A 17,467-nucleotide genomic window follows, 5' to 3' on the forward strand; every position below is an offset into this window, starting at 1 on the left:
GCGCGTTACATAAAAACCGGATACGGAGTTACACCTCCCACCCCTTCCGATACTCGCGCGTCAGGTAGGCATTCGCCTCTGGCACATTGGTGATGCGCATGTTCGCCGCATCGTAAATAATCTTCTTTCCCTGCCCCGCACGGAGGGCCACAATGCCGAGCAACATTGTCTCAGTGAGCGCCGCCGCATACGAGAAGGGCGAGCTCGCCGTACCAATGCCCTTGCACGCATTCGTCCAGTTCACCTCGTGCCGCTCTGGGATGCGCGCAATGGTCTTGGGCACCTTGGCCGCACGTTCCGTAAGACCCACGGGATACAACTTGGGATTGGCGCCGTACGTGTCGTGCAACAAAATCCCCTTCTCGCCGTGGAATATCACGCCGCCTTCGCGCTGCATCACCGCGTCGTCCGGCAAGGCATCGGGGCGCGGCGGCTGCAGTCCGCCATCGTACCAGCTCAACTTCACGGGCGGCTGTTTGCCGCGCGCGGCAAACTCATAGTGCACCACCATCGCTTGCGGGTAGGTCACCTGGCGTGAGCGCGGCCCCGTTTGCGGCGGCGGCACAATCGGCGTGGTGCCCCACGGCGAACTTGTGGCCTCGACGCTCGTGGGCTGCCCAAGATTCAGCGCCCAGAACGGATGATCCACCAAATGCGCGCCCATGTCGCCGAGCGCGCCCACGCCAAACTCCACCCATCCGCGCCAGTTGAACGGATGATAGATAGGGTGATACGGCAAATTCTCCGGCGTGCCGCCGAGGTAGAGCTCCCAGTTCAGCTGCTTGGGCACCGGATAGCTCAGCGACCCCATCGCCGCCGCCGTGGCCGCGTTGATGTTCCCCATTCCCCAACTCGGCACCGCACCGGCCACCATCGGCTGCGGAACGAGCGGACGCGGAATGCCCTGCGGCCAGATGGGACGATTGGTCCAGATGTCCACGGAGCGCACTTTGCCAATGAGGCCGGCCTGAATCCACTCGTTGATCAGGCGCGCGCCTTCGGTGGAGTGCCCTTGATTGCCCATCTGCGTGACGAGCTTGGGATTCTCCGCGGCGAGGCGCGCGAGCGTGCGCGCTTCATACACCGTGGTCGTGAGCGGCTTCTGCACATACACGTGCTTGCCGAGCTGCATTGCCGCTTTGGTGATAATCGCGTGATTGTGATCGGGGGTGGCGACGACGACCCCGTCAATGTCGGGGCTCTTCTCGAGCATCTCGCGGAAGTCGGCGTATTTTTTTGCTTTGTCAAACTGCTCGCGGAGCTTTACGCCCTCGGGGCGCGGCGTGCCGTCACGGTTTTTCTCTTTGCCCGTGACTTCGGAGTTGGAGAACACCATATCCACGTCGCACACGGCCACGAGGTTGGCGCCAGAGTTTACGAGCACTTCCGCGTTGCCCGAACCCATGCCACCAAAACCGGCCACGGCAAAATTCATCATGTCGCTCGGCGCCGTGTACCCTGGCCCGCCGAGCACGTGACGCGGCACGATCATCGGAAACTTGGGTGCCACAAAGGCGGCAGCGAGCGCGGCTTTGGCGCTGTTCTCCACAAACTCACGGCGACTCTGCGACTGGTCGTTCTCAGACATAGTGCTCGGCTCCCGGCGCATTGAGGTGACGCTAGGAAAGTCGCACCGAGGCGGCCGGGAGGCCAGAGGGTGTGCGGCGCGCCCGTCCGAGTTGGGCGCGCCACACTCTCTGCGGACGGGCTAGGGCGCGCCGCCCTGACTCTCCTGCTCCACCAATCGCCGAGCCGCCAGCAGGAGGAGCGCGCTGACCACCAGTCCGAGCGCGCCGCTCAGACGCAGCTCTGTAACTCCCGGCGCCATCACCTGCCGCGTTCCCTCATACGCAATGCCGAGAATAGCCGACACCATCCATGCCATTGCCGAGGTGAGCGCAAAGGCACGCAACGCCATGAAGAAGCCAATGATGGCCAGCACCGCCACTCCCGCTGCTAAGGCGGGATGCGTGAGATTGCCGCCGCCGTCTGTCGTGAGCGAGAAAGCGCCACCCAATGCGCCAAAGGCCAGCAGCAATCCCACCCGTTTGGCATTGGACTGTGTGATCAGCAAAAAGACAAACGCTATGATGGCCGAAACCGCCACGCTCATCAGAATCGTCGCCGGCACACTCAGCGGGAGCGCCAAGGCGGGGATGGCATTGCCGAGCAGCACGCCTTCAACCGGCGCATCCGGAATCCGCGCCGTGCTAATCCACGGCATGACGCCAGCGAACGTCGCGCGTGCGCCGGCGAGACCGAGGCCCGCAATGAGCGTGGTGGACCACGCATTGCTACCGCGGGCGAAGAACGGAATGCCCACGCGGCGGCGAAGCCCGTCGAAGGCGGTCCACACACCGGCGAGGAACGCGACGAGCGCCAGCGACATCACCGTGCTGAGCCCCGTGGTGGACACAAAGCTCCGCCACCGCTCGGCGGTGTCGTAGCCGGCGAGAGTGGCAGGCAAGCCGTTGATGGACGTTGCGAGCTGCAGCACGGCGAGCACGCTGAGTGCGATCCAGATGCGTGGCCGCGTGGCGGGGCGGTCTTCAATGAGATTTTTGCGACGGCCGCGCACATACACGGCACCGCCAACAATGAAACCGAACATTAGCACGCCAACGCCCGCGCCCACGGCCATGATGGTGGAGCGCCGTTTGCGATCGGCGCGCACAAACGACTCGGGCAGTTCAATGCCGCGGCGCACCAGCGTCACTTCGTTCCCCGCCACCGCCACCCACGCGCGCGCTAATGCGCCGCCGGGGAGATGCAGCGTGGTGTCGGTGTACGTGATGGTCACATCCTTGCGTTGCGCCTTGGTGGAATCGGCGGCTCTTTGATCGGCCACTAACTTGGCTTCGGCAAACTTCGTGGTGTCGAAGTGCGCGGCCGCCATCGCTACGCGCGCGAGTCGTCGTGCTTCGTCGGCCGTCACCGAGTCGCGCCAAGCGGCGTCGGGCAGGATGTGGCGAATGTCCATCACACGCCCATCGGGCCAGACGCGCACGCGCCACTCTTCGGCGCGCGTCTCATTCTCGCCGTGAATGTGCACGTAGCGCACCACCCACCAGGCGGCGGGATGGTATGTGATGGCGAGTTGCGTCGCGAGCGACTCGGCGCGTTGTGCTTTTAAGAAACGCGGCCACGTGTCCATGGTGTCTTCGGCCACGCGTGAGAGATGCGTCCACCCTGCTACGGGCACGCCGCGCAGCGCGAGCGCGGAATCCGCGACGTGCTCTGCTACGGCACGCGTGGTGGTGAGCGCGGGCCCGCGCACTGGCCGCTTGGGCGCGGCCACGCTCAATGCGAGCCCCAGCACGCCCAGAGAGAGCGCCCAAGTGCGCGCACGCGGGGTGATGGCGCGCAATGCGATAATGGACGTCGGCTGTTCCATCTCGGCTTCGGGTTCGGCGCGCCACGCACCAAAGCTGTCCGCTTCTGTTACATCGGTGAGGCCGCGCTGCTGCCACACTTTCCACGCCACAACAAGTGCTGGCGCGAGCAAGCCGAGCACCGCAACTGCCGCGGTCACGCGATACGACGGCGCCGACCCCGCTGCGGCAAACAAACTGAAGAGCAAAAAGTCAAAGAGAAAATGCCCAATCATTGTGGTGAGCGGACCAAACACAATCACGATCACTGCCCAGAGCGACGACTCGAGCAGCAACTCCACGCCACGCGAGTAGGCAGGCCACGAGGTGTAGGTAGCGTGCGCAAAGCCAAAGACCAGCGCCGTTCCGACGACGCCCGCTGCCATCCACCGCATGCGGTGCTCACGGTCGCGCGCCCAAATGGCGAGCAGCGAAAGCGGCAATACGCGGAACATCGCTTCTTCCCAGATGCCCGCCTGCAACGAGTTCGCGAGCCCAGCGAGCCAGGGCAACTGCGTGGCAATCTGATTGGGATCGTCGAGCATCTCGGTGGGCGTCCACCAGCCGAAATATTTGCGCGTGACAATGTAGAACACCGACACGTACAGCACGCCGAAGGTGGCAAAGGCGTAGCCGCCGAGCACGCGCCCAGCCACCTGCCGCGTGCCGCGCGCCTGCCACCAGCGCCACCAGTCGAGTTGTGCGGGGTCGGCGCGCCGCGTGGCGGCCTCGGCAGCGGCGAGGGTGAGTCCAATCAGCAGGGTCACAAAAACGCCGCTCGCCACGGCGCCGACGAGCGCCATTGCCATAAAGGTCATAGGCGAAGTGGCGGTGTCGTAGTCGAACCAACTCGACGGGAGTTCGTTGAGCGCCGCGCCCGTCATCAACACGCCGACGACGGCGCCCACCATCAACGCGGGACGCCACCGCACGCCGCCGTCGCGCGCAAAACGGCGCAAGGCAAACACGGCGGCGAGTGCGAGGAGTAGCTGTCCAATACTAGAGTATGTGGCAAAGAGATTATTCGATGCGCGCATTTCTGCATAGCGACGCTCGAACTTCTCAGGGATTTCGACGAAGCGGGAGGCAACCACTGGCGTGTTGCCACCAATCACAATCTTCAGGCGCAGGGGCGCGCCGAGCACGCGACGGTCCGTGCGCTCAAAGGTGAAGGTGCGGTCTACACGGCCGCTGACGGGCTTGGCTTCGTAGCTTGAGGAGGCCAATCGCCAGCGGTCGGCGCGTTCGCCGAGCCAGCGGTCGCGCACGGTTTCGGCAAGGCGCTGCGCGGAGTCTGGCTCGAGGGCGGGGAGTGTGTCGGCGTCGGCGAGTTTGCGGTAGAAGCCAATCACGCGTCCGTCGGGCGCCATCGTGATGCGTGTTTCGTGCGCGTCGCCAGCCGTGAAGCGGCGCACCGTCCAGGTGTAGAGCGCGTGATCGGTGCCACGCGAGAGGGCGCGCACGGTGTCGGCGCCGCCGGTGAAGTCGAGAAAGACCTGCAGTGCGTTGTCGCCGCCGAATCGCGTGGCTACGCGTTCACCCGTGCGCGGGAGCCCGTGCGCTACGGCAAACGAATCGGCGCGCTGTTCGGCGAGAGGGCCGGTCAGGCGCTGATCGAGCGCGAGAATCGGGAAAGAGCGCGGAAAGAGTGCGGCGCCGCCGGCGCCGCACGCAACGAACACCGCGGCGAGCAGCCAGGCGGTGCGTCGGGTGGTGAAGAAGGTCGGCATCGGAAGAACTTGTCAATTCACGCGGCGTGGGGCAACCGGCGGGTCGCCACCGCACGGTCCGCGCCGTACTTTTTCCGCAGTGAGACACCGCCGCTGGCAACGCCATGCGCTCCGGCAGCGTAAGTACACGACCTCACCCTGCCGATCACCCGCCCCGCCCCTATGTCTAACGCACGCGCCAAGCACGTCGCGCCCGCCTCGGCCGCCGACGCCCCCCACGAACGCCTCCTCCCGCTCCTCCTCCTGCTCTTTGTGGGCAGTGGGTGTGCGGCGCTCATTTATGAAGTGCTCTGGTACCAGAACCTCTCGCTCATTGTCGGCTCCAACGCCGTCTCCATGGGCGTGGTGCTCGGCACCTTCATGGGCGGGATGTGCATCGGCAGTCTCCTGCTCCCGCGCTACGTCTCGGCCTCCGCGCATCCCCTGCGCGTGTATGCCGCACTCGAAGCGATCATCGGCGCGAGCGCGGTGTTCATTCTGTACGTGCTTCCCTATGCCGGCGGGTTGTACACGTCCGTTGGCGGTCCCGGCTTTGCTGGCGTGCTGCTCCGCGGACTCTTTTGCGCGCTCTTTCTCTTGGTCCCCACCATTGCGATGGGCGCCACGCTTCCGGCTGTTGCGCGCTGGGTGAAAGCGACGCCGAGTGGGGTGAGTTGGCTCGGATTCTTTTATGCGGGGAATATTGGCGGCGCCGTGTTTGGCTGCCTGCTCGCTGGGTTCTATTTGCTGCGCGTGCACGACAGTGAGATTGCCACGTGGGTCGCGTTCGCGATGAATGTCGGCGTGGCGCTGTTGGCGCTGGTGCTCGCCAACAACAGCGCGGCCGCGAGTGCAACCACGCACGCCGACGCCAAGAACGCCGGCGGCGCCACCGGCGCCACCGGCGCCTCCGCGACGCGCGAACCGTTGATTGTCATGGCCCCCGGCAGCTGGCCCATCTACGCGGCCATCGCGCTCTCCGGCGCCACCGCGCTGGGCGCCGAAGTCATCTGGACGCGCCTGCTCGCGTTACTCCTCGGCGCCACCACCTACACCTTCTCGCTCATTCTTGCTGCGGTGCTCGTGGGGCTCGGCATTGGCTCCACGCTCGGTGCGTCGCTCGCGCGCAACGCGCGCAGTCCGCAACGTGTGCTTGGCGTGCTCCAGTTTGGGGTGGTGGCCGCCATTGGCTGGGCCGCCTACTGCGAAACGCGCACGCTCCCCTACTGGCCCGTAAATCCCGCGCTCGCACCGACGCCCTGGTTCCAGTTCCAGATTGATTTTGTGCGCTGCCTCTGGACAGTGCTCCCCGCCGCTGTGCTCTGGGGCGCGAGCTTTCCGCTTGCACTCGCCGCTGTGGCGCCTGGTGAAAAAGATTCCGGTCGTTTGGTCGGCACCGTGTACGCCGCGAATACGGTTGGTGCCATTCTCGGCGCACTCGTGGCCAGCTTGTGGATGATTGCGCATATCGGCACGCAACAATCACAGCGCGTGCTGATGGCGCTCGCCGCTATTGGCGCGGTGCTGGTGTTTGTCTTTGCCCGTGCCAAGGAACCGGATGGCCACGAGTCCAACGAGGCCACCACCAAGCGCGACGCTATGCGTGGACTCGGCTGGGCCGCCGCGACCATTGCGCTCACGATCACGATGGCGACGACGGTCATTCCCGTGCCCGCCATTCTCGTGGGCTACGGCCGCTACTCCGCCACGTGGCTCAATAGCCACGGCGATTTCATTTTTGTGGGCGAGGGGATGAACTCCTCGATGGCCGTCTCGCGCCTTGAGAGCGGCTACCTCAACTATCACAACGCCGGCAAGGTGCAGGCGTCGAGCGAACCGCAGGACATGCGCCTACAGCGCATGCTCGGCCATCTCACCACGCTCGTGCCGCGGCAATCGAAGAACGTGATGGTGATTGCCTTTGGCGCCGGCGTCACAGCCGGTGCGGTGAGCATCAATCCCGATGTCGAGCACGAGACGATTGTAGAGATCGAACCGCTCGTGCCGTCCACGGTGAGCACGTACTTCGGCGAGCAGAATTACAACGTGGCCAAGAATCCCAAGGTCACGGTGAAGATTGACGACGCGCGCCACTACCTGCTGACCACCAAAGAAAAGTTCGACGCCATCACCAGCGATCCTTTTGATCCGTGGGTGAAGGGCGCGGCTACGCTGTACACCAAGGAATTTTTTGACGAAGCCAAACGCCATCTGAATCCGGGTGGCGTGGTGACGGTGTTCATTCAGTTGTATGAGAGCGGCACCGCCGCGGTGAAGAGCGAAGTCTCGACCTTCCTTGAGGCGTTCCCGAATGCCGTGGTGTTCGGCAACACTAACGGTGGACAGGGCTACGACATTGTGATGCTCGGCAGCCCGGACCCGCTGCGCATTGACGTGGACGCGCTCGAAGCCAAGCTGTTGCGTCCCGAGTTTGCGCCGGTGCGGCAGTCGCTCGCCGACATTGGCTACTTCTCCGGCACCGAACTGCTCCAGACGTATGCCGCGCAGGGGCATCAGCTCGACGCCTGGCTTGCCGACGCGCAGGTGAACCGCGATCGCAACTTGCGCCTGCAGTATCTCGCGGGGCTCGGCGTCAACAAATACGAGCAGGCGAGCATCTACGCCGGCATCCTCAGCGGCGGCAAATGGCCGGATTCGCTCTTTGTGGCGAGCCCGGAGCGGTTGATGACGCTACGCGCTGGGGCGATGCGGCCGCGCTATTAGGCGCTCGGTGGCGCACCCTCGGTGAGAGGGGTGCGCCACTTCCCTTCGGGGGCGCGGGATAGTAACTGTTCATTCGGTGACTATCCCCCGTGCCCCAGAGAACTCGATGACGGCGACTCGCCTCCGAATCGTCCTCGCGCTACTCAGCTCCACCGCGCTCGCGCTCCTCAGCGCCTGCGGAGGCGGCAGCGGCAGTGGCGGTGCGAGCAGCGACGCCAAGTCGCCCACGGGTGTCATCAACACCAGCTTTGCGCGCCTGCAGTCGCAGGTCCTCGAAAAATCGTGCGCCTTTGCGACGTGCCACGCCGCCAATAACTCGAGCGGCTCCGGCCTCGTGCTCACAGGACCAGACGCGTACGCCAAGTTAGTGGGCGCCACCCCGTCGAACGCCAACGCACGCGCCGACGGACTCCGACTCGTCGATCCCGGCAAGCCGGAGACGAGCCTGCTCTGGCACAAACTCAATGGCTTTACTTCCGGCCATCACACGCGCGACTACGGCGCGCCTATGCCGTCCGCGGGACAGTCTATTTCTGTGGAGCAGCTCCAGTTCGTGCGCCAGTGGATTGAAACGGGCGCGAGCGCGACCACCGACGACATCAACCCGCAACTCCTCGCGGGCACCACGCGGCCAGAGGATGTGCCCTACGTACCGCTCGCCGCGCCAGCCCCAGGGGCGGGGTTTCAACTCAAGCTCACGCCCTTCACGGTCAAGAGCGCTTTTGAACGCGAGATATTTGTGTACCGTGGCGTAGGCAACACGCAGGATACCTACGTCAACCGCATTCAAACGAACATGCGGGTACACAGCCATCACTTCGTGCTGTATTCCTTTGCGGCCAACACTCCATCATTCGTGATTCCTGCACGAGATGCGGTGCGCGACCTGCGTGACGCCAGCGGCACGTACAACTTCAACACCGTGGTGCCCATGGAGTACCACGTGTTTTTTGCCGGCACGCAAACGCAGTCGAGCGATTTCACCTTTCCGCCAGGCGTCGCGCTCAAACTCGCCGCAGGCGCCGCGCTCGACGTCAACTCGCACTACGTGAATAGCTCGGCGCAGGACATTGTTGGCGAAGCTGAGGCCAATTTGTATACAGTGCCAGCCTCGCAGGTTACCACCGTGGCGAGCGCGCTCAACTTGAGCAACACCGACCTCACGCTCCCCAAAGGGCGCGACACCACCATCACCAAGACCTTCCGGTTTGGTGTCACCACACGTGTTGTGATGCTCACCTCGCACATGCACGCGCGGGGGGCGCGCTTTGTGATTCGCATTGCCGGCGGCCCGCGCAATGGCGAAGAAGTGTACGCCAGCAGCGACTGGGCGCACCCGCCCATTCTCGCGTTCGCCTCCCCGATCGTGCTCAACCCCGGCGAGGGCCTCACCTCCGAAGTCACCTACCACGGCGACGCCAATCGCGTGGTGAAATTTGGCCTGACCTCCGACGACGAAATGGACATCATCTTCGGCTACTGGTACTAACGGCCCTCTATTCCGGCCGTGGGCGAACCCGTACAATTCCCCCATGCCAATCAACCGCCGCGATTTCTTCCAGCAGGCCGCCGCCACGCTCGCGGCCACCACGGCCGCGGGCGCCGTTGTCGCCACCGCCGCCTGCGCACCAGATGGGAGCACGCGCGCCCACACTGGCGCCCTCGACGCCGCACTCCTCGCCGCACTTGGCGAGACCGTGCTCCCTGAATCACTCGGCGCCGAAAGCCGCACCCGCGCCGTGCGCGCATTTGCCGATTGGCTCGCAGGCTTTACCCCTGTGGCCGAGCAGATGCACGGCTACGGCGACGCCGAAATCACGTACACGCCGTCCGACCCCGCTCCAGGATGGCAAGCGCAGCTCGCGGGGCTCGAGCGCCTTGCCACGCAAACGACTGGCAAAGGCTTTGCCGCGCTCTCGGTTGATAAACGCCGCGAGGTACTCAGTGTGCCGCTCCGTGCCGTGCGTAGCGCGCACATTCCCGCGAGTCCGCTCGATGCGCCGCACGTCGCCATTGCCCTGCTCTCGCATTGGGCCTCTGGCAGCGACGCGCAGGACCTCGCCTTTGGCGCGCACATTGGCGCTGGCAACTGCCGCTCGCTCAACGACGTGACGCGCAAACCGCTGCCGATGGCCGCGGCGCCCGCCGCCGCACCGAGCGCTGCCCCCTCCACCAAACGGGGGGCCTAATGGCACCGCGCGTTCACGAGACCGACATCTGCATCATTGGCTCCGGCATCACCGCCGCGCTGATGGCGCAAAAACTCTCGACCACGAAACTCAATATCACGGTGGTGGAAGCCGGCGGCCCCACCACGCCCTTTGCGCAGCGCGCCAAAACACGCGCGCGTTGGCTGGCGTACGGCGAAACACCGTGGTCCGACGATCACATCAACGATCAAAATGCCACGGGCACCGCGTATGGGTTTTCGCCGAGCATGACGGTGGGCGGACTCGCCATGCACTGGGGCGGAGTGACGCCGCGGTACAGCCCCGAAGATTTTCACGTGCGCTCGCTCTACGGCGTGGGTGACGACTGGCCGGTGACGTACGACGAGATGGATCCGTTTTATCAGGAAGCCGAAGAAATCATGGGGATTTCCGGCGAGCAGGGGCCGGCGGCGCTCGATCCGCGTGGCCGACCTTTTCCAATGCCCGCCATTCCGCTCTCGTATAATCTCGCCTTGCTCCGCGAGTGGATGCACAAGGCCGGCGTTGCGATGTGGAGCCAGCCGAGCGCCAAGAACACGGTGCCGTATGACGGGCGCGGCGGTTGTCAGCGTTGCGATAGCTGTTACCCCATCTGCCCCACCGGCGCCAAGTACTCGCCGGATTTTACATTCGACAAATTGACCGCCCCCAAACGCATCACGATGCTCACGCATACGCTGGTGCGGCGGCTGCATGCTGATGAAAAGACCGGGCGCATCACCAGCGCGAGCGCCAACACTACCGACGGCACCAACGAAGAAATCGAACTCCGCGCCAAAACATTTATTCTGGCTGGTGGTTTTACCTGGAGCCCGCACCTGCTCCTCCTCTCCGCCGGTGGCAAGTGGCCCAATGGGCTCGCGAACTCGAGCGGGTTGGTGGGCAAGTATTTGTGTGGACACCGGAATGTCGCCGCGCAGATCAAGTTGCCGCTGGAGCTGTATCCTGGCATGAATGCGCAACACTCACTCGTCACCAAGCAGTTCATGCGCGTACCGCGCGGTGGCGACGGCAAGTACTTGCGTCACGATTTGCGCGTGTGGGAGTCGAGCTTTGGCCGCGATGCGCGGTTGCGTGACGACGCGGGTACGCTCTTGTTTGGCGATGCGATGCTCAACGATTGGCGCACGCGCGCCAAGAGTGGCGTGGCGCGCATTCGCGCGTACTACGACGTGCTCCCCGCGCGCGAAAGCGAACTGACGCTCGACAGCTCCAAGCAAAACCGGTGGGGCGATCCGATGCCGCGTCTCACCTTTCGCGACGCGCCCGAGTCAGCCGCACTGCGCTCGTGGCAAGAAGCGACCATTCGCTCGCGCTTTGCCGACTTTGCCAAGGCCGGCGGCGGCGAGATTATTTCGCAGGCGTCGTCGTCCAACGACATCGGGCAGGAGCATCCGGGCGGCGGTTGCCGCATGGGGAGCGACGCCGCCACGAGTGTGGTGGACAAGTGGGGGCGCACGCACGATCACGAGAATTTATTTGTGGCCGGCGCGCCAACGAACGTCACGGCGAGTTGCTGCAATGGCACCCTGACCTTCGGCGCGCTTGGGTTGCGCACGGCGGCCGCCGTGATGGAGACGGGGCGCTAGGGCACCGCTGGCGGCACCGCTGGCGGCACCGCTGGCGGCACCGCTGGCGGCACCACGACGGCGCTTTCGAGCGCGCCGTCGTGCGCACCGTCGATGGCGGCGCGCACGCTCGCCGCGAGATCGGTGAGCGTAAATGGTTTTTGAATGAGGTGCACGTTCTCGTCGAGCATCCCGTGGTGCGCAATGACGTCCGAGGGATAGCCCGACATGAACAGCAGCGCCGATTGTGGGCAGATCGCCCGAATAAGTTGCGACAACTCGCGCCCGTTCATCAGCGGCATCACCACATCGCAGAGCACGAGCCGAATCTCGGCGCGGTGCGCCTGCGCCAATCGGAGCGCCTCGTGGGGCGTGCCAGCGCCGAGCACGGTGTAGCCGTGCGACGTGAGCGCTCTCGTCACGAGCCCCAGTAAGGCGGGTTCGTCTTCCACAATGAGCACCGTCTCGCGTTTCTGCCGTGCCGTCGCGCCCTGACGGTCCGCCAGTGGCGTACGAGCCGCGCTGCTTTGCGGATCGCGCATGCGCGGAATGTAAATCGCGAACGTCGTGCCATATCCAACCACACTCGAGACCGTAATGAAGCCGCGGTTCTGATGCACCGCCCCGTACACGGAGGCCAGGCCGAGCCCGGTACCTTCACCGATCGCCTTGGTGGTAAAAAAGGGCTCAAAAATCTGTGCCATCGTCACGGAGTCCATCCCGCTTCCGGTATCACGGACCGTGAGTTGCACATATTCGCCAGGCACGGCATCGGGGTGCGCGGTGCGCCATGCCTCGCCGACCACGACATTCGCCGTGCTGATCGTCACCGAACCCACCTTGGCAATGGCATCACGCGCATTGACGCACAGATTGGTCACCATCTGTTCAACCTGCGACGGATCCATCGCGATCAACCACAACTCTTTTCCTGGCCGCCACTCGAGCGAGACCTCCTCACGAATGACTCGGCGGAGCGTCGACAGCGTGCCGGGCACCACATCGTTCAACTGCAGCACGGTCGGCGCAATGCTCTGCTTGCGAGCGAACGTCAGCAGTTGCCGCGTGAGCTGAGCGGAACGCTCGGCAGCGATTCGAATTTCCGTGAGGTCCTGGTGCACCGGATCTGACGGATCGAGCTGATCGAGCGCCAGTTCGGTGTTGCCGAGAATCACGCCAAGCATGTTGTTGAAGTCGTGCGCGACGCCGCCGGCGAGGCGCCCCACCGACTCCAGTCGCAGAGCCTGATCCAACTCCTCTGCCAACCTGGCGGTGGCCGCCTTCGCCGCGTTGAGTTCCGTCAAGTCACGACAAAAACAAACGAGACGCCCTCCATCCACGTCGTGAAACTGAAGGCTGATCTCCACTTCAATCTCGCGGCCGTCCTTGGTACGGTGCCGAGACTCAAACCGATCGTGCCCGTGCTGCTGCACGGCGAGGACATGCGCCGCGGTCTGCTCAGGCGTCTCGTTGATCTCGAGCTGTGAGACGCGCATGGTGAGGAGTTCGGCCTCGCTGTAGCCGCTCATGCGCACGTACGCGTCGTTTACCTCTAATAGCTTTCCCGTCAAATCCGCCAACCAAAAACCGTCCGTCGAAGCGAACATCAACCTGCGGTATCGAACTTCGCTAACCAGAAGCTTTGCTTCGGAATCTTTCCGCTCACTAATGTCTCGGTGCTTGCCGATCATACGCAGGGGCACATTGGCCGAGTCACGGCTCACCACTAGCCCTTGGTCTTGAATCCACAGCCAGCTACCATCTTTGCGGCGCACGCGATGTTCGCACTCGTACCTCGGCGTGGCCCCTTGCGCGTGCGCCTGTACCGCCAACATCGCACGCGGCTTGTCGTCAGGGTGAAGGCGCGATTCCCACTCACTCACGTTGTTGCCAATTTCGTCTTCCGCATACCCGAGCATCGCCTTCCAGCGGGGCGAAAAAAACACGGTATTGGTGACCATATCCCAGTCCCAGAGTCCATCGCCCGCCCCCTCAATGGCGAACTTCCACCGATACTCACTCTCGCTGAGCTCACGCGTGCGCTCCAGCACAAGTGCGTGGGCGCGCTGCGCGAACCGCTGTTCTCGGGTCATCCAGACCACCAGCCCGGTCACCGTCAGGCCGAGGAGCAAGGCGAGCCAGATGAGGGGTGACGGCGGGGGCGGAACGTATGAATCCCCGCGATTCCATCCGAGATGGAAGCGCTGTCCCGCCAGGTCAATTGTCGTGACGAGCGCGTACGCGGCTTCTGCTGCGGTAGCCGAGTCGGACGCAAACAACAGATTCGGGGTGGCGATCGAGTCTTTCTCAAACAGGTGGACGTGGAGTCGCTCCGTATTCGCGGCGAGCACGCCGTGCAGAAAATCCTCCGTCACGAATGGCGCGTATACCCACGCCTGCAACGCCGCTCGGCGCTCGGCAACGGTCGCGCGTGGTGCTCCCGTGCGGTAGACCGGCACGTACAGCAGAAAGCCCGGCCGTTGCCGCTGGTCCTGCACGAGCTCAATGCGGTCCGTCATGTGCGCCATGCCTGAGTCGCGCGCTTCGTCCGCCGCCAACCGCCTCGCACGCTCACTGGCAAGATCGAGCCCCAGCGCCGGCCCGTTTCCGGCTTCTGGCGCGACAAACGTAACCACGTACCGCACGCCGTCCGCCGATGGGATGCCGCGAACTGTGCTGTGGATCGCGAACGAAGGGACGCCATCCTCTCGCGCGCGACGTACAAACGTGAGGGAATCCTTGGCCGCCATCGGGTAAATCACACCAATGCCGTTCGCCCCCGGATACCGCGTGGAGAGGTCGAGCGTGGCAGCGAAGACCGCCCACGATTCACGGGTCACCGCGCGCGACGCAACGAGGAAACTTGCGCCACTGCGCAGAGCATCCACGTACGTGGTCATGCGCTGCTGAATCGACGCTTGGGCATAGGCCGTGAGCCGATTGAGATCGGCGTGGTCGCGATCCAGTTGATCGCGTACTCCCATCACGAACAACGCCCCAGACAGCAGCCACCCGCTGACGATGAAGAGCAGGGGGATGACGCGAGGCCGAATCGACCGGCGGCCAGCGACGATCGCAGCCGCACCGACGGCCAGCGCCAACGCTGCGAGCACGGATGGCACGGTGATCAGATCGGGTATCGAGGTTCTGTCCACCCCTTACGTCTGCCGCATCGCCACTCCGGTGAGTCCTGCCTATGAAGGATACCCGTGGGGACTTAGCGCGCCACTCATCTGCCACGGGCTGGGGGTTACTCCTCCGTCGGCGGCCGCAGACGACCTGCCCTTGTGCCATCGCGGTTGCACTCTCAGAATCCACCATGGGCGGGGCGGCAGAAAGCCCACATGGCAATCACTGAGCCACTGGAGCGTTCGCATTTATTCTGCATGGTGTACTCGGCGCTGGTCACTAGCACTAGCACTCGCGCTCCTCAGCGCCTGCGGCGGCAACAGTTCCGCGCCGGCCTCGGGTGCGCCCGCAGCGCGCCCAGTTCTGCTCAGCACCCCCGCCGAAACCACACTCCACAACGATCGGCTCTCCCAATCCATTCGCCGCGGCCGCGCCCTCGTGCGCGACACGCGCGACTCCCTCCCCCGCAACGTCGGCAGTACGCTGCGGTGCGTGAGCTGCCATCTCGACGACGGCACCCGCGCCTACGCCATGCCATGGGTGGGCGTGTACGGACGCTTTCCGCAGTATCGCTCGCGCGCGGGGCGCGTGGCGCGGATTGAAGATCGCATCAACGATTGTATACAACGCAGTCTCAATGGCACCGCGCTCGCGAGTGATGGCGACGACATGCGCGACATCGTGGCCTATATGTCATGGCTCTCGCGCGGCACGCTGTCGGGCCGTCGATTGCCAGGGAGCGGCATTGATTCGCTGGCGCCGCTGGCACCGGACACCGTGCACGGCAAACTCGCATACCTGGAACAGTGCGCGCGTTGCCACGGCCCCAATGGCGAAGGGCTCAAGGGGGCGACCCCCGCGCTGAGCGGCGCACCGCTTTGGGGGCCCGCATCATTTAACATCGGCTCTGGCATGGCGCGCGTGCGGGTCTCGGCCGCATTCGTTCGGCGCAACATGCCCTTTGACTTACCGGGGACCATCAGCCCGCAAACGGCGTTTGATATTGCCGGCTATCTCGAGGCGCGGCCGCGGCCAGATTTTTCCGGAAAGGAAAAAGACTGGCCCAACGGCGACGCGCCGGTGGATGCGGCGTATCAGACCACCGCGCGCCCCCCTACGGCACCCGCCGCCGCTCCGCCACCCGCTCCAAAAAATCGAGCTGCGCCTTGAGGAGATGCTGCCCGACGCGAACGCTGTCGCCGAGTTCGAGGTAGGGCTCGCTCTCCCGATCATACGCCGGCCAGTGCGGAAGCCCAGGGCCGTTGGGATTGCCGGACGTCGCAAAGTTCACCCAATAGCTCGAGAGCTGGTCGGACAAACGGAGATCGAGGGCCGGCGCGTCCGACCGCTGCCGCACGTTATTGAACGCGTAAATAATTTCCGACGCGTGATACGCCCCCCACTTGGGATTGGGAATGGGCGGGACGTGCGTCCACTGATACAAAAAGGCGGGCGCGCCCGCGGCGATCCCGAACCGCGCCCAGGTGCGCATCTCGAGCGTAAAGCTTTGATCGCGCCCAGCGCCGAGTATGGCGCCGGCAATGTCGGCATCGGTCTTCACTGGGTACACCGCATCGAACTCGGCTAACATCCCCGGAAAACGCAGCTCGGCCATCTTGCGATAGCCGTCCATCGTTTTGGGAAAGAGCGCGGGACTCGTGAGGGTCGTAAACTCATCCGCGTTTGATCCCACGAGCACCGGCACTATGCGATGTTGCTTGGTGGCAAAGGTGCGTGCGACTTGATCGGTGAGCAGGAGTCCATCGACGGTCACATCGGTGTTGAAGGCCCGCGCATTCGCGAGTTGCTCCGCCGGCAACGCCCGCATTGCTGCTAGTGATGTGGCCCCCAGCGAGGAGGCAAGCGCGACGCCACCCTGCTCGGCTTCGGCCAAGGTGGGATTATGCGCAAAGCGCCCGCCACTCTCGCCAATGGCGCGGTGAAAGAGCCCCGTCGCGAGCGGTGACGCCTGCAGCACGTTCACGCTCCACGAGCCCGCGGATTCCCCAAAGATCGTCACGCGCGAGGCATCGCCACCAAACGCGGCGATATTGCGCTGCACCCAGCGCAGTGCGGCCACTTGATCGAGCATTCCATAATTGCCCGACGCATGCGCGGGCGACTCGGCGGTGAGCTCCGGATGCGCCAGAAAACCGAGCGGCCCAAGGCGGTAATTCAGCGAGACAACCACCACGCCTTTTTTGGCGAGGTTCGCGCCGTCGTAAATGCCCACGGAGCCAGCGCCGCGCGTCCAGGCGCCGCCGTGAATCCACACCATCACCGGCCGCTTCGCTCCGGCCGCGGCCGCGCTCCACACATTGAGGTAGAGGCAGTCTTCGCTCATGGGTTCGGGCGGCATGAAATACGCCGAACCCGCAGGGTACGGCGGCTGCACACATTCCGGCGAAAATGCATCAGCGGATTTCGCGCCACTCCATGTGGTCACGGGTTGCGGCGGCTTCCATCGTAATGCGCCAACTGGTGCAGCCGCGTATGGAATGCCCTTGAAGACGCGGAGTCCGTCTGTGCTGGTGCCCACGATCTGTCCGCCGTCTACGCGCACGGCGTCGGGCGCACGAGGCGCGAGGGGCTGATGCGGAAAGAGCAGGGCAAAGGCGAGCAACGCGACTGAGCGGGGCATCAAGGCTCCACGCCCGGCAGGGGCCGGGAGTTTGGGGGCGGTGACTGGAACGACGGAGGCGTAAGAAACTTAGACGATTTTCGTGGCGGGCGTTGGCCATTGAGAAGGTGGGTTC

Annotated in this window: 9 protein-coding genes; 5 read left to right on the top strand and 4 right to left on the bottom strand. The window is 64.4% G+C overall.

Annotated features, from left to right (window positions below; all coding sequences use genetic code 11):
- Positions 1 to 28 precede the first annotated feature (28 nt).
- A complete protein-coding gene (locus NTZ43_01320) occupies positions 29 to 1,588 on the bottom strand; it encodes a Gfo/Idh/MocA family oxidoreductase (protein ID MCX5765851.1) in 1,560 nt (519 codons plus the stop codon).
- Between the two features lie 120 nt (positions 1,589 to 1,708).
- Positions 1,709 to 5,101, bottom strand: coding sequence for a CPBP family intramembrane metalloprotease (locus NTZ43_01325; GenBank protein MCX5765852.1), 3,393 nt, complete (start codon positions 5,099 to 5,101; stop codon positions 1,709 to 1,711).
- A 162-nt stretch (positions 5,102 to 5,263) separates the two neighbouring features.
- Between NTZ43_01325 and NTZ43_01330 the strand changes: the two genes are divergently transcribed.
- From NTZ43_01330 to NTZ43_01345, 4 genes are all read left to right on the top strand, one after another.
- Positions 5,264 to 7,804 carry a fused MFS/spermidine synthase gene (locus NTZ43_01330; protein ID MCX5765853.1) on the top strand — a complete coding sequence of 847 codons (2,541 nt, stop codon included), beginning with the start codon at positions 5,264 to 5,266 and terminating at the stop codon, positions 7,802 to 7,804.
- A gap of 106 nt (positions 7,805 to 7,910) precedes the next feature.
- Complete coding sequence (locus NTZ43_01335; GenBank protein MCX5765854.1) at positions 7,911 to 9,293, top strand: hypothetical protein; 1,383 nt, start codon at positions 7,911 to 7,913, stop codon at positions 9,291 to 9,293.
- A 43-nt stretch (positions 9,294 to 9,336) separates the two neighbouring features.
- Positions 9,337 to 9,993, top strand: coding sequence for a hypothetical protein (locus tag NTZ43_01340; protein ID MCX5765855.1), 657 nt, complete (start codon positions 9,337 to 9,339; stop codon positions 9,991 to 9,993).
- On the top strand, positions 9,993 to 11,603 hold the full coding sequence (locus NTZ43_01345; protein MCX5765856.1) for a GMC family oxidoreductase: 1,611 nt from the start codon (positions 9,993 to 9,995) through the stop codon (positions 11,601 to 11,603). The genes NTZ43_01340 and NTZ43_01345 overlap by 1 nt, the downstream gene beginning before the upstream one ends.
- Here the strand turns inward: NTZ43_01345 and NTZ43_01350 are convergent.
- Positions 11,600 to 14,704, bottom strand: coding sequence for a CHASE domain-containing protein (locus tag NTZ43_01350; protein ID MCX5765857.1), 3,105 nt, complete (start codon positions 14,702 to 14,704; stop codon positions 11,600 to 11,602). The two genes, NTZ43_01345 and NTZ43_01350, sit on opposite strands and share 4 nt — an antisense overlap.
- A gap of 445 nt (positions 14,705 to 15,149) precedes the next feature.
- Here NTZ43_01350 and NTZ43_01355 point away from each other — a divergent pair, with 445 nt between their 5' ends.
- Positions 15,150 to 15,881, top strand: coding sequence for a c-type cytochrome (locus tag NTZ43_01355; protein ID MCX5765858.1), 732 nt, complete (start codon positions 15,150 to 15,152; stop codon positions 15,879 to 15,881).
- Here NTZ43_01355 and NTZ43_01360 read toward each other — a convergent pair.
- The gene (locus NTZ43_01360; protein MCX5765859.1) at positions 15,826 to 17,352 is read right to left on the bottom strand and encodes a carboxylesterase family protein; all 1,527 of its coding nucleotides are present in this window, start codon (positions 17,350 to 17,352) and stop codon (positions 15,826 to 15,828) included. The genes NTZ43_01355 and NTZ43_01360 overlap by 56 nt on opposite strands.
- Positions 17,353 to 17,467: the final 115 nt, after the last annotated feature.

It is taken from the genome of Gemmatimonadota bacterium (assembly GCA_026387915.1).
Taxonomy (GTDB): Bacteria; Gemmatimonadota; Gemmatimonadetes; order Gemmatimonadales; family Gemmatimonadaceae; genus Fen-1231.

Coding starts and splice junctions, on each gene's coding strand:
- NTZ43_01335 (MCX5765854.1), top strand. CDS start 7,911: ATGACGGCGACTCGCCTCCGAATCGTCCTCGCGCTACTCAGCTCCACC.
- NTZ43_01330 (MCX5765853.1), top strand. CDS start 5,264: ATGTCTAACGCACGCGCCAAGCACGTCGCGCCCGCCTCGGCCGCCGAC.
- NTZ43_01345 (MCX5765856.1), top strand. CDS start 9,993: ATGGCACCGCGCGTTCACGAGACCGACATCTGCATCATTGGCTCCGGC.
- NTZ43_01320 (MCX5765851.1), bottom strand. CDS start 1,588: ATGTCTGAGAACGACCAGTCGCAGAGTCGCCGTGAGTTTGTGGAGAAC.
- NTZ43_01340 (MCX5765855.1), top strand. CDS start 9,337: ATGCCAATCAACCGCCGCGATTTCTTCCAGCAGGCCGCCGCCACGCTC.
- NTZ43_01360 (MCX5765859.1), bottom strand. CDS start 17,352: ATGCCCCGCTCAGTCGCGTTGCTCGCCTTTGCCCTGCTCTTTCCGCAT.
- NTZ43_01325 (MCX5765852.1), bottom strand. CDS start 5,101: ATGCCGACCTTCTTCACCACCCGACGCACCGCCTGGCTGCTCGCCGCG.